This is a genomic window from Mangrovibacter yixingensis, from assembly GCF_020523985.1.
Classification (GTDB): Bacteria; Pseudomonadota; Gammaproteobacteria; order Enterobacterales; family Enterobacteriaceae; genus Mangrovibacter; species Mangrovibacter yixingensis.
In genome coordinates this window covers 39,846-52,534 of sequence record NZ_JAIVKM010000003.1, presented here as the reverse complement: position 1 = coordinate 52,534, position 12,689 = coordinate 39,846, and the positions used below count along the sequence as shown (strand labels likewise).

Genomic DNA, 12,689 nt, shown 5'->3' with positions numbered 1-12,689 from the left:
TAATACTCGCTGGGAATGCATTATGTTACCAAGTGCTATTGCACCGGTTTTTTCTATTCACACTCCGCCAGGGCGATGTTGGCACCATGCAGGATACACAGAACAATACAACTCCTATCACCTTCAGCCTTGATAATGTTACGTTTCGGGTTCCTGGGCGTACGTTACTTCACCCTTTAAGCCTGACTTTCCCGCCAGGTAAAGTTACCGGCCTGATCGGCCATAATGGTTCAGGAAAATCCACATTGTTGAAAATGTTGGGTCGCCACCAGATGCCCAGTGATGGGCTGATAAAATTGGGTGAAGCTCCACTAGAAACATGGAACAGTAAAGCGTGTGCACGGCGTGTAGCGTATTTGCCGCAACAGTTACCACCCGCTGAAGGTATGACTGTTCGTGAACTGGTTGCTATTGGGCGCTACCCCTGGCATGGCGCTTTAGGGCGCTTTAGTGCCGAGGACCGGCAGCATGTAGAAGATGCTATTGCTTTGGTTGGTTTGAAGCCCTTTGCCCAACGTCTGGTAGACAGCTTATCCGGTGGGGAACGCCAACGTGCATGGATAGCAATGATGGTTGCGCAGAATAGCCAGTGCTTGCTGCTTGATGAACCGACATCAGCATTGGATATCGCTCACCAGGTTGAGGTACTGGCGCTGATTCATCGGCTCAGTGAGCAACGTGGTTTAACTGTGATAGCGGTGCTGCATGACATCAATATGGCTGCCCGCTATTGTGACTATTTGGTGGCACTCCGTGGTGGGCAGATGATTGCCCAGGGGGAACCTAAGCATATCATGCAGCCTGATATTTTGGGCGGGATCTACGGTATTCCTATGGGAACCTTGCCTCATCCGGCGGGTGGTGCGCCTGTGAGTTTTGTTTGCTGATGAAATCGCTATTCCCTTCTATATCACGCCGCCAGTTACTCACGCTGTTGGCTTCATCACCGTTATGGCTGAAATCGCATAATGCACTGGCGGAGAGGATAAACCCTCAACGTGTAGCTGCGCTGGAATGGCTACCAGTTGAATTATTAATTGCTCTGGGTGTCACCCCTTACGGTGTGGCGGATATTCCCAACTATCGCCGTTGGGTCAATGAGCCGACACTGCCAGATTCTGTTATTGATTTGGGATTGCGTACTGAACCTAATCTTGAATTATTGGCCAGTATGAAACCCTCGCTGATTGTCTGGTCTGCGGGTTATGGCCCATCAGCTTCCAAACTGGCCCGCATCGCACCAGGGCAGGGGTTTACCTTCACCGATGGTAAACGCCCTCTGGATATGGCCCGCCACTCTTTAGTTCAAATGGCAGAATTGCTCGATATGCAACAGGCTGCTCAAACTCATCTTGAAAATTACGACAAATTTATCGGTAGCCTGAAACCGCGGTTTGCACACCGTGGCAAACGCCCGGTATTGCTGATGAGTTTACTTGAGTCGCACCACGCTCTGGTGCTGGGCAATAACAGTCTATTCCAACAAGTATTGGAACCATTGGGGATTGAAAACGCCTGGCATGGCGAGATGACATTTTGGGGCAGCGCGATTGTTGGTATAGAGCGCCTGGCTGATATCCGTGATGCCGACGTGTTGTGTTTCGGGCATGGCGACGATGCAACAGCGCAAGCCATCATCAATACGCCGTTATGGAAGTCGATGCCTTTTGTTCGCCAGAACCGTTTTCATCTCGTTCCGGCAGTCTGGTTCTATGGTGCCACACTCTCAGCCATGCATTTTGGCCGTGTCCTGAGCCAAACGCTGGGGGGACATAAATGAAGCGCACTTTGCTTGTTCCTCTTGGGGGATTCGTCGCCATTTTGTTATGTAGCACAGGGCTGACACTGTTTAATTTACAAGCTTTATTACCTGCCTCTGCGTGGTCTGCTGCATTTTGGTCACCATCCCCTGACGCTGTAAACCAGATGTTATTCCACTACAGCGCATTACCCCGTTTGGCTATGTCATTGATGGTGGGTGCAGGCCTTGGGCTGGTCGGTGTGTTATTTCAGCAGGTATTGCGTAACCCTCTTGCCGAACCTACTACATTAGGTGTGGCGACTGGGGCACAACTGGGTATTACGGTATCCACATTGTGGGCTGTGCCGGGCGGTATTTTTGCCCAGCAATTTTCCGCCCTGGTTGGAGCCTGTTTGGTAGGGGCACTGGTTTTTGGTGTCGCCTGGGGCAAGCGCTTGTCACCGGTTACGCTTATTCTGGCGGGGCTGGTGGTCAGCCTGTATTGCGGTGCAGTGAACCAGCTTTTGGTTATTTTTCACCATGATGACTTACAGAGTATGTTTTTGTGGAGCACAGGTGCGCTGAACCAGACCGACTGGCTGGGCGTTACCCGATTATGGCCAGTTCTTGCCGTTGGGATATTACTGACCTTGTTATTGCTACGCCCGTTAACCTTATTGGGGTTGGATGATGGTGTTGCCCGTAATTTGGGGTTGATGTTATCACTGGCCCGTTTTTGCACATTGATTCTGGCGATTGGCATTAGTGCAATGCTTGTGAATGCCGTCGGGATTATTGGCTTTATTGGGTTGTTTGCGCCGTTGCTGGCAAAACTGTTGGGTGCCCGCAGGCTGACCAGTCGCCTGTTGCTTGCACCATTGATCGGTGCGTTGATTTTATGGTTATCAGACCAGGTTATTGTGTTATTGACCCGGGAATGGCGTGAAATATCAACCGGTACCATTACGTCGTTGATTGGCGCACCATTGTTATTATGGCTACTGCCACGCCTGCGTTCACTGAACGCACCGTCTTTAGCTCAGGGCGACAGTGTGACCCCGGAGCGCCAACATGTTGTGTGGTTTGCTCTGGTTGGCGCTGGCATCTTGTTATTACTGGCGGGGGTGGCGTTATCTTTGGGGCGCGACAGCCATGGCTGGTTCTTTGCCACAGGGCATGAGCTGGACACACTGTTGTTCTGGCGCTGGCCCCGAGTGTTATCTGCCCTGAGTGCCGGGTGTATGCTGGCTGTTGCTGGTTGTATTATTCAGCGTCTTACGGGGAATGGCATGGCAAGCCCCGAGGTACTGGGTATCAGCTCTGGGGCCGCATTCGGCGTGGTGTTAATGCTGTTCTTTGTTCCAGGAGATGCGTTTGCCTGGTTGTTGCCAGCCGGGTGCCTTGGCGCAGCAGCTACATTGGTGGTGATTTTGTTAGTTGCCGGGAAAGGGGGCTTTTCCCCGCAACGTATGCTGCTGGCTGGGATGGCGCTCAGCACTGCTTTTACAATGCTGTTGATGATGCTTCAGGCAAGCGGTGACCCCCGTATGGCACAAGTTCTTACATGGCTTTCTGGTTCAACTTATAATGTCTCTGCAGAGCAGGCTGTCCGGGCAACTGTAATCATGGTTGTGCTTTTAGCATTTACACCACTGTGCAGGCGCTGGTTGACTGTACTCCCGCTGGGAAGTGAAATGTCACGCTCGGTAGGGTTGGCTCTGACACCTGTGCGTATTGGGTTGCTATTGTTGGCAGCAGCGCTGACTGCAGCAGCAACGCTGACCATAGGGCCATTAAGTTTTGTCGGGTTGATGGCTCCGCATATCACTCGCATGATGGGATTTCGCAGAACATTCCCGCAACTGGTCATTGCAGCACTGTTAGGTGGGTTGTTGATGATGTCTGCTGACTGGCTGGGCCGAATGTTATTGTTCCCTTATCAGGTTCCCGCCGGGTTGCTTGCGACTTTCATTGGGGCTCCCTATTTTGTTTACTTACTACGCAAGCAAACTCATTAACCAGTGGAGACAGCCCGGCCAGTGAGCCGGGCTGTCTGTTCGCACTGTGCTTTACGAGGTTACAAAAAACGGCAATCAGGCGAGTTGTGCAAATGCATTACGGGCAACATCAATGGTGGCATTAATGTCTTCCGGTGTGTGAGCTACAGACATGAAGCCCGCTTCAAACGCAGAAGGCGCCAGATAAATCCCGCCTTCAAGCATCAGATGGAAGAAACGTTTAAATCGTTCAACATCACAAGCCATTACATCCTGGTAGCAGGTGACAGCTGGCGCATCCGTGAAGAACAGGCCAAACATACCCCCTACGTGGTTTACTACAAAAGGAATACCAGCCTGGTCCGCCGCCTCTTTGAGGCCTTCAGCCAGTTGTGTTGTTAGGGCATCCAGTGTTTCATGTACGCCGGGTTGTGCTACTTCAGTCAGACAGGCATAACCTGCTGCCATCGCAATAGGGTTACCAGAAAGTGTTCCTGCCTGGTATACCGGCCCGGTTGGTGCCAGCGCTTCCATAATTTCTCGCCGCCCCCCAAACGCACCGACAGGCATACCGCCACCAATGATTTTACCAAGGCAGGTTAAGTCTGGTTCTACATTGTAGTAAGACTGAGCGCCTGCCAGCGCAACACGGAATCCTGTCATCACTTCATCAATTATCAGTAATGCGCCAAACTCATCGCACAGTGCGCGCAGGCCGGGTAGAAACTCAGGCAGAGGCGGGACACAGTTCATATTGCCAGCGACAGGCTCAACGATAATACAGGCGATTTCGTTGGGATATTGCTCAAATGTAGCGCGTACTGAGTCCAGCGAATTATAAGTACAGGTCAGTGTATGACGTGCAAAATCAGCCGGAACACCAGGGGAATTAGGCTGCCCGAGGGTGAGTGCCCCAGATCCTGCTTTTACCAACAGGCAGTCTGCATGCCCATGATAACAACCTTCAAACTTGATTAGCTTATCGCGTCCGGTGTACCCTCGAGCAAGGCGGATTGCGCTCATTGTTGCTTCCGTTCCTGAGTTAACCATACGAACCATATCCATGGTTGGGACTAACTCAGTCACCAGTTGCGCCATCTTAACTTCCATTTCGGTTGGCGCACCAAAGCTCAATCCTCGTTGAGCTGCTTCGATCACCGCATTACGGATAGCCGGGTGATTATGGCCAAGCACCATTGGCCCCCAGGAACCCACGTAGTCAATATAGGCTTTGCCATCGGCGTCGTAGAGTCTGGCCCCGTCAGCACGTTCGATAAACAGCGGTACACCGCCTACGCCTGTAAAAGCGCGGACGGGGGAATTGACGCCACCAGGGATCAATTCTCTGGCTGTGGCATATAAGTTTTCTGACTTACTCATCAACGGACTCCTGAAGGGTATATGTAAGCGTGCGGGTCATTCTAAGTGATTCGGTCAACGTTATGAAAGTTTTGCCCGATTAAAACAACACATTATGTATTGATTTTGGACAGGACTAACCTGAGCGGGGCAGGTAAAATGCTGCCTCATTTGTATTACTAATCGCACTGATAACTCATGAAACCTGAAACACCTTCTTTTGAAGCACAACAGATTATTCGGTTACGGCGCGGCGACATGGTTCGCCGTCTGGTAAGGCGGGACAAAACGCCACTTGCAGTTCTCATTATGGCCGCTGTTGTAGGTACCCTGGCTGGTCTTGCCGGGGTTGGTTTTGAGAAAGCTGTTAATTGGGTATTACATTACCGGGTTAGCATGCTACTCAATTTTGCTGATTCTCATTTTCTGGTATGGCCGCTGGCGTTTATTGCCTCAGCATTACTGGCGATGGTGGGGTATTGGCTGGTTCGTCGTTTTGCCCAGGAAGCCGGTGGTTCAGGTATTCCGGAAATAGAAGGTGCGCTTGAGGAGTTGCGTCCAGTGCGCTGGTGGCGAGTCATTCCAGTGAAATTTATTGGTGGCCTGGGTACGCTGGGTGCCGGTATGGTGCTTGGGCGTGAAGGGCCGACTGTGCAACTGGGTGGGAATATTGGGCGCATGGTGCTCGATATATTCCGTATTCGTGGTGCTGAGTCTCGCCATACATTGCTGGCAACTGGGGCAGCAGCCGGGTTATCAGCAGCCTTTAATGCGCCACTGGCGGGGATCTTATTCATTATTGAAGAGATGCGTCCGCAATTCCGTTACAGCCTGATTTCGATTAAAGCCGTATTTATTGGCGTGATTATGTCCACGATTGTTTTCCGTTATTTCAATGGAGAAGTATCGGTAATCGAAGTGGGTAAGCTCAGTGTGGCGCCGGTCAATACATTATGGCTATACCTCATTCTGGGCATGGTCTTCGGGATTGTTGGCCCGATTTTTAACTCACTTATTTTTCGTACTCAGGATATGTTTCAACGCTTACATGGTGGTGAAACAAAAAAATGGGTACTGATCGGTGGGATACTGGGTGGTGTGTGTGGTGTCCTGGGGTTTATTGAACCTGAAGCAGCTGGTGGCGGCTTTAATCTAATCCCTATTGCTGCAGCAGGAAACTATGCCGTAGGAACTCTGTTATTTATCTTTATTGCCCGCATTATTACCACGTTATTGTGTTTTAGCTCTGGTGCGCCTGGTGGTATTTTTGCTCCGATGCTGGCATTGGGCACACTCTTTGGTACAGCATATGGCATGGCCTGTACCGCCTGGTTCCCTGGCTACCATCTGGAAGCAGGTACATTTGCCATTGCTGGAATGGGGGCGCTGTTTGCTGCTTCAGTGCGTGCACCACTGACAGGTATCGTGCTGGTGCTGGAGATGACAGATAATTATCAGCTCATTTTGCCAATGATTATCACTTGTCTTGGCGCTACGCTATTAGCACAATTTTTAGGCGGAAAACCGCTGTATTCTTCTATTTTGGCGCGTACATTAGCAAAACAGGATGCACAGGCTAAATCGGCTCAACCACAGGCCGCTTCGCTGGAGAATACTTGAACGATTCACCAGGGTATTAGATAATCACCAATAAGTACTGGCGCAAGGCTGGTGTATTTACGCTTTGTGTGAAGCCATTGGCCAGTTTAGGCTGTGTTTTGCGTCAGTTGTTTCTTCGTTGGGAGCAGAAAATGAGTGATGATGTCGCGCTGCCGTTGCAGTTTACTGATGCAGCAGCAAATAAAGTAAAAAGTCTGATCGCGGATGAAGAGAACCCGAATCTGAAGTTGCGTGTGTATATAACCGGCGGTGGTTGCAGTGGTTTTCAATATGGCTTTACCTTTGATGACCAGATAAACGAAGGCGATATGACCATCGAGAAACAAGGCGTAGCGTTGGTTGTTGACCCAATGAGTCTGCAGTATCTGGTTGGTGGGTCAGTAGACTATACCGAAGGGCTGGAAGGTTCCCGTTTTGTGGTGAACAACCCCAATGCAAAAAGCACCTGTGGCTGTGGTTCTTCTTTCAGTATCTGATAATCAGCTTAATTTTGCTTTGCCTGACGCCGTGCGCTTGCACGGCGTTATTGTTTTGGTTGGCTCGAAACCATGCAGGTTGGTCAGGGGTTTTTATCGTTCAGGGCAAAGGTGGGTAGCTTCAGGTGCCAGCGAATGGCGGCAAGGCGTATAGCCAGTGTGATAACCATTCCTGACGTACTGGCAATTTCAAGGGGAACGCCAAAAGTGTAATAGGCGGTCGCATGGACAATCCCGCCAACAATACAGGCTGTTGCATAGATTTCAGTTCTCAGGATCATCGGTACTTCCCGTGCCAGAACATCGCGAATAATCCCACCGCCTACGCCAGTTACCACGCCCATACAAATGGCAACCAGTGGGCCAGTATTTGCTGCGAAAGCTTTATTCACGCCAATCCCTACGAAAACGGCCAGGCCAACGGCATCAAGCACTGGCAGGATCCACTTAGGTAAACGCCGGGGCTGGCGAACTAACAAAATGGTCAGCATGCACGTAACCATCGCCACGACCAGGTCCGTTGGGTCTTTTACCCAAAAGACAGGTCCGTTATTCAGCGCCATGTCACGTATTGTGCCGCCCCCAATGGCTGTTACCACCCCGAGTACCAGTACACCAAAAGGGTCCATACGCAGTTTGCCTGCCAACAAAACACCTGAAATAGCAAAAACAGCGGTGCCGATGATATCCAGCCAGTACACCAACATGGTTTTCCTCTTAATGCCTAAGCAAAAACATTTTCCAGTGGGCCACCCCACAGGAGAGTTTAATGTGCTGGCTTGCTTTCATCTGGCAGACCAGCCAGCGCAGTGCATATCTGCTGCGCGGCGAGGATAATACGTGGCCCTGCACGTTCAAACCAGTCGTTATTTACCGCAATTACCGACGCTGAAAGTTGATTGTGCCAAAATTGTTCAACTTTTGGGATTTGTGCCTCATTGCCGGTAATCAGGATAACCTGAGGTTTACGAACCAGAACCTGTTCACGGCTAACTTGCGGCCAGGGAACGGCACTGTCGGCGAAAATATTTTCACCCCCACATACCTGCAGAACCTGGTTCTGAATTGAGTGCCGGCCTGTGGTAAACAAGGGTTGGCCGCCGAACTGGAGAAACACTCGCTTGTGTGGTGTCCCTGCGTATTGCTTCTTCAGTATTGTAAATTCTGACATCAACGTATTTGCCGCTTTTGATGCCTGTTCCGGGTGGGGGCTCCACGCTGCTAACTGACGAATGGCATCTGCAACCTGAGAGACATTCTGCGGGTCAAGCCACAGAACATGAATGCCCAATGATGACAACTGATCTACCTGCCTTTGGGCATTGGCTCCCTGCCAGGCAACCACCAGGTCAGGTTTTAATGCAACAATACGTTCGATATTGATGCCTTGCCAGTTTGCAACCTGTTCAATGGACCTTGATGCTGGCGGGTAATCAGACCAGGCGCTGACTGCGACAGGCGTTATCCCAGCGGCAAAAGCCAGTTCGGTGTTGCCGGGTGAGAGCGTAACAACACGCGGCGCGGCCATAAGCCACGCCGGGAAGAGCAATAAAAAGAATACACGTAGAAGCAGGTGATTAACCCTGAGCAAGTTTTTGCACCAGACGCTCAACCAGCAAAGTAGATTGTTTCGCTGCAACAGTCAGAAACTCGTCAAAGCTCAGGTGCGATTGTTGATCCGCCACATCAGAAATAGCGCGCACGACAACAAAAGGTACGGAGAATTTATGGCAGACATGGCCAATAGCTGTCGCTTCCATTTCTACAGCAATTGCTTTCGGGAAGTTATGGCGAATTTTTGCAAGACCAACGGAACCATTGATGAAGGCATCGCCACTGACAACCAGACCGCGTACCGCGTGGAGAGACAACTCAGTGATGCATTGTTCTGCAGCTTCAACCAGCTTTTCATCCGCTTTAAAGCCAGCTGGGCAACCAGGAAGTTGGCCATATTCATAGCCAAATGCTGTCACATCGGCGTCGTGATAACGAACTTCGTCTGAAACCACGATATCGCCCACTTTCAACGTAGGTGCCAGGCCGCCTGCTGAACCGGTATTAATAATGATATCAGGCTTGCAGTGTTCCAGCAGCAATGTTGCGCCAACAGCGGCAGATACTTTACCAATACCGGATTTCAACAGCGCGACTTCGGTGCCGTTCAGTGTACCGGTATAGATTTCACAACCAGCCAGTTCAACTGTCTGGCGGTTTTCGATTTTGTCACGCAATAGCGTAACTTCTTCTTCCATTGCACCAATGATGCCTGCTTTCATAGCTATACCTGTTTAAATGATGTATTCAGAGACATAGTCTATCATGGCAGACAAACAGGATTTAACCGGATTATTTTTCCCTTTTAAGGCGGTGATATGGGTGAGTTCAATTTCCAAAAGAAAATAAACTGGCATCGTCAATTCCGTTCCCCGGAAGGGACAAAAAATGAACACGAAATCCAACGGATTTTTGAAAGTGACCGTGGGCGAATTATCAATTCAGCGGCCATTCGGCGGTTACAACAAAAAACACAGGTATTTCCTTTGGAGCGTAATGCGGCGGTGCGCACCCGTCTTACCCATTCTATGGAAGTGCAGCAGGTGGGACGCTACATCGCTAAAGAAGTGATCAGCCGCCTGAAAGAGGCCCGGTTGCTGGATCAATACGGGTTAAGTGAACTGACAGGGCCGTTCGAAAGTATTGTTGAAATGGCGTGCCTGATGCATGACGTCGGTAATCCCCCGTTTGGTCATTTTGGTGAAGCCGCCATCAATGACTGGTTCAGGCAACGACTGCTTCCTGGTACTGAAACTGATATACCGAGAAAAGAAGCGCGTGCTGCTGAGGTTTTGTGCCTGAGGGAAGGCGAGACAGCACTGAATACGCTGCGTCAGCATGTAATAACCGACTTGTGCCATTTCGAAGGAAATGCTCAAGGTATTCGTCTGGTTAATACATTAATGCGCATGAATCTCACTTGGGCACAAATGGGGTGTATTTTAAAATACACCCGGCCAGCCTGGGAAAGCAGCCCGGCACCAGAAGGTTTCCATTATTTAATGAAGAAGCCGGGGTTTTATCTTTCAGAAGCGAATTATATTGTACGGTTACGTAAAGAACTTTCACTTCAGGAAAATTGTCGTTTCCCGCTCACATGGATAATGGAAGCCGCCGATGATATTTCTTATTGTGTCGCTGATTTAGAAGATGCTGTAGAAAAGCGTATTTTTAGCCTCGAACAACTTTACCAGCACCTGTCTACTGCCTGGGGAGCCCATGACACTGGCGATTTATTTTCGTTGGTTGTGGAAGACGCCTGGGAGAAATCACAGGCAGGGAAAGTGCGAAGTGGAGCCGAAGACGTATTTTTTATGTATTTACGCGTTAATACTCTCAGCAAACTGGTGCCACATGCTGCCCGTCGGTTTATTGATAACTTGCCAGAAATATACCCTGGACATTTTAATCATGCATTATTAGAAGATGATAGCCCGTACAGCCGTTTACTTGGCATGTTTAAACACGTTGCCATGCGGCACGTTTTTTCTCACCCGGATGTTGAACAACTTGAATTACAGGGTTACCGAGTGATCAGTGGGTTGCTGGATATTTACCGGCCATTACTTCTGTTACCCCTTGCTGATTTCCATTTATTGGTTTCTGGGGGAAATGTACGCCATTTGCCAATAGAAAGCAGGTTATTTCATAAGCTTTCCAGCAAGCATTGTATGGCGTATCAGGAAGCAATTGAGAAACTGGATAAGACACAGCCAGAATATCCTGTTTGGGAGTTCTATTACCGTTGCCGGCTTATTCAGGACTATATCAGTGGCATGACAGATTTGTATGCGTGGGATGAATACCGGCGTCTGATGGCCGTGGAATAATAGCAGTGAGTTTTGTAAAGATGCACAATACTTTTTTACTTTTGTGAAAACGCTGTCGTGGAACTTAACGCTATAAATATGACTCTGATAACCACGACACAGCAACGTTGTATTACCTGCTTAATTTGAGAATGAGCCATATGAAAAAAACGACACTAGCATTGAGCGCCCTGGCGCTGAGCCTCGGCCTGGCATTAAATCCGGTAACTGCGCTGGCAGCGGAAACCTCTTCTGCATCTACTTCGCAAGAAATGCCCAGTCTGGCACCTATGCTGGAAAAAATTATGCCTTCTGTCGTCAGTATTAATGTTGAAGGCAGCACCACGGTGAATACACCACGTATGTCACGTAACTTCCAGCAATTCTTTGGCGATAACTCGCCGTTCTGCCAGGATGGTTCGCCATTCCAGAACTCACCTTTCTGCCAGGGTGGTGGAGATGGCGGTGGTGCAGATAGTGGCCAGCAGCAGAAATTTATGGCGCTGGGTTCCGGTGTCATTATTGATGCAGCTAAAGGCTATGTAGTAACCAATAACCATGTTGTTGAAAATGCAACGTCAATTAAAGTACAACTGAGCGATGGCCGCCGGTTTGACGCAAAAGTGGTTGGGAAAGATCCGCGCTCAGATATTGCCTTAATCCAACTGAAGGATCCGAAAAACCTGACAGCAATTAAAATTGCTGATTCCGATAATTTACGGGTTGGTGATTACACCGTGGCAATCGGTAACCCTTATGGCTTGGGCGAGACTGTAACGTCAGGTATTGTTTCTGCACTGGGGCGTAGTGGGTTGAATGTCGAAAATTATGAAAACTTCATTCAGACTGATGCTGCCATTAACCGTGGGAACTCTGGTGGTGCGCTGGTTAACCTGAAGGGCGAGTTAATTGGTATTAACACCGCTATTCTGGCGCCAGATGGCGGTAACATCGGTATTGGTTTTGCCATCCCGAGTAATATGGTGAAAAACCTGACAGCTCAAATGATTCAGTACGGGCAAGTGCGCCGTGGTGAACTGGGTATTATGGGGACAGAGCTGAATTCTGAACTGGCCAAGGCAATGAAAGTCGACGCGCAGCGTGGTGCCTTCGTAAGCCAGGTCTTGCCGAACTCCTCTGCAGCTAAAGCAGGTATTAAAGCCGGAGACGTGATTGTCTCTATGAACGATAAACCGATTAACAGTTTCGCTGCGTTGCGTGCTGAAATTGGCTCTATGCCAGTAGGCAGTAAAATGAAGCTGGGCTTGCTGCGTGAAGGTAAGCGCATTGACGTGAATGTTGAACTACAGCAAAGCAGCCAAAATCAGGTGGATTCCTCAAGTATCTTCAGTGGTATTGAAGGTGCGGAGATGAGCAATCGGGCTGGTAAAGATAAAGGTGTTGTGGTCAACAGTGTGAAAGCTGGCTCTCAGGCAGCACGTATTGGCCTGAAGAAAGGCGATATCATCGTTGGTGCTAATCAGCAACCAGTCAACAATATTGCTGAATTACGTAAGATTCTGGAAAGCAAACCGAGCGTGCTGGCGTTGAATATTCAGCGTGGAGACAGCTCCATCTATCTGCTTCTCCAGTAACAGCTCTACTTTTCCGAGTGAAAGGCCGCTTATGCGGC

11 protein-coding genes are annotated in these 12,689 nt (G+C 49.6%); 7 read left to right on the top strand and 4 right to left on the bottom strand.

Going from position 1 to position 12,689, the window contains the following annotated elements; genetic code table 11:
- Positions 1–86 precede the first annotated feature (86 nt).
- From fhuC to fhuB, 3 genes are read left to right on the top strand one after another with little or no spacing between them, the layout of a single operon-like run.
- Positions 87–887: a Fe3+-hydroxamate ABC transporter ATP-binding protein FhuC gene (gene fhuC / locus LC084_RS14145; protein ID WP_226571849.1), complete on the top strand. Its 801-nt coding sequence runs from the start codon at positions 87–89 to the stop codon at positions 885–887.
- Positions 887–1,780: a Fe(3+)-hydroxamate ABC transporter substrate-binding protein FhuD gene (fhuD, locus tag LC084_RS14140; RefSeq protein WP_226571848.1), complete on the top strand. Its 894-nt coding sequence runs from the start codon at positions 887–889 to the stop codon at positions 1,778–1,780. The genes fhuC and fhuD overlap by 1 nt, the downstream gene beginning before the upstream one ends.
- Positions 1,777–3,759, top strand: coding sequence for a Fe(3+)-hydroxamate ABC transporter permease FhuB (gene fhuB / locus LC084_RS14135; RefSeq protein ID WP_226571847.1), 1,983 nt, complete (start codon positions 1,777–1,779; stop codon positions 3,757–3,759). Before fhuD ends, fhuB begins: the two co-directional genes overlap by 4 nt.
- A 75-nt stretch (positions 3,760–3,834) precedes the next feature.
- On the opposite strand, the gene hemL is transcribed toward fhuB, so the two are convergent.
- Positions 3,835–5,118: a glutamate-1-semialdehyde 2,1-aminomutase gene (hemL, locus tag LC084_RS14130; protein ID WP_226571846.1), complete on the bottom strand. Its 1,284-nt coding sequence runs from the start codon at positions 5,116–5,118 to the stop codon at positions 3,835–3,837.
- A 177-nt stretch (positions 5,119–5,295) separates the two neighbouring features.
- On the opposite strand from hemL, the gene clcA reads away from it, so the two are divergent.
- Together clcA and erpA are read left to right on the top strand one after the other, a co-directional pair.
- Complete coding sequence (clcA, locus tag LC084_RS14125; protein WP_226571845.1) at positions 5,296–6,717, top strand: H(+)/Cl(-) exchange transporter ClcA; 1,422 nt, start codon at positions 5,296–5,298, stop codon at positions 6,715–6,717.
- A 131-nt stretch (positions 6,718–6,848) separates the two neighbouring features.
- Positions 6,849–7,193, top strand: coding sequence for an iron-sulfur cluster insertion protein ErpA (gene erpA / locus LC084_RS14120; RefSeq protein ID WP_226571844.1), 345 nt, complete (start codon positions 6,849–6,851; stop codon positions 7,191–7,193).
- Positions 7,194–7,276: 83 nt separating this feature from the next.
- On the opposite strand, the gene LC084_RS14115 is transcribed toward erpA, so the two are convergent.
- The 3 genes from LC084_RS14115 to mtnN are packed head-to-tail and all read right to left on the bottom strand — an operon-like array spanning position 7,277 to position 9,469.
- Positions 7,277–7,900 (bottom strand): TRIC cation channel family protein, encoded by a 624-nt coding sequence (locus LC084_RS14115; protein WP_226571843.1) that lies wholly within the window; start codon positions 7,898–7,900, stop codon positions 7,277–7,279.
- Between the two features lie 59 nt (positions 7,901–7,959).
- Positions 7,960–8,766 (bottom strand): vitamin B12 ABC transporter substrate-binding protein BtuF, encoded by an 807-nt coding sequence (gene btuF / locus LC084_RS14110; protein WP_264193540.1) that lies wholly within the window; start codon positions 8,764–8,766, stop codon positions 7,960–7,962.
- Positions 8,767–8,770: 4 nt separating this feature from the next.
- Positions 8,771–9,469: a 5'-methylthioadenosine/S-adenosylhomocysteine nucleosidase gene (gene mtnN / locus LC084_RS14105; RefSeq protein WP_226571841.1), complete on the bottom strand. Its 699-nt coding sequence runs from the start codon at positions 9,467–9,469 to the stop codon at positions 8,771–8,773.
- Positions 9,470–9,565: 96 nt separating this feature from the next.
- Here mtnN and dgt point away from each other — a divergent pair, with 96 nt between their 5' ends.
- Complete coding sequence (gene dgt / locus LC084_RS14100) at positions 9,566–11,077, top strand: dGTPase (RefSeq protein ID WP_226571840.1); 1,512 nt, start codon at positions 9,566–9,568, stop codon at positions 11,075–11,077.
- Between the two features lie 140 nt (positions 11,078–11,217).
- Positions 11,218–12,651: a serine endoprotease DegP gene (gene degP / locus LC084_RS14095; protein ID WP_226571839.1), complete on the top strand. Its 1,434-nt coding sequence runs from the start codon at positions 11,218–11,220 to the stop codon at positions 12,649–12,651.
- The last annotated feature ends 38 nt before the right edge of the window (positions 12,652–12,689 follow it).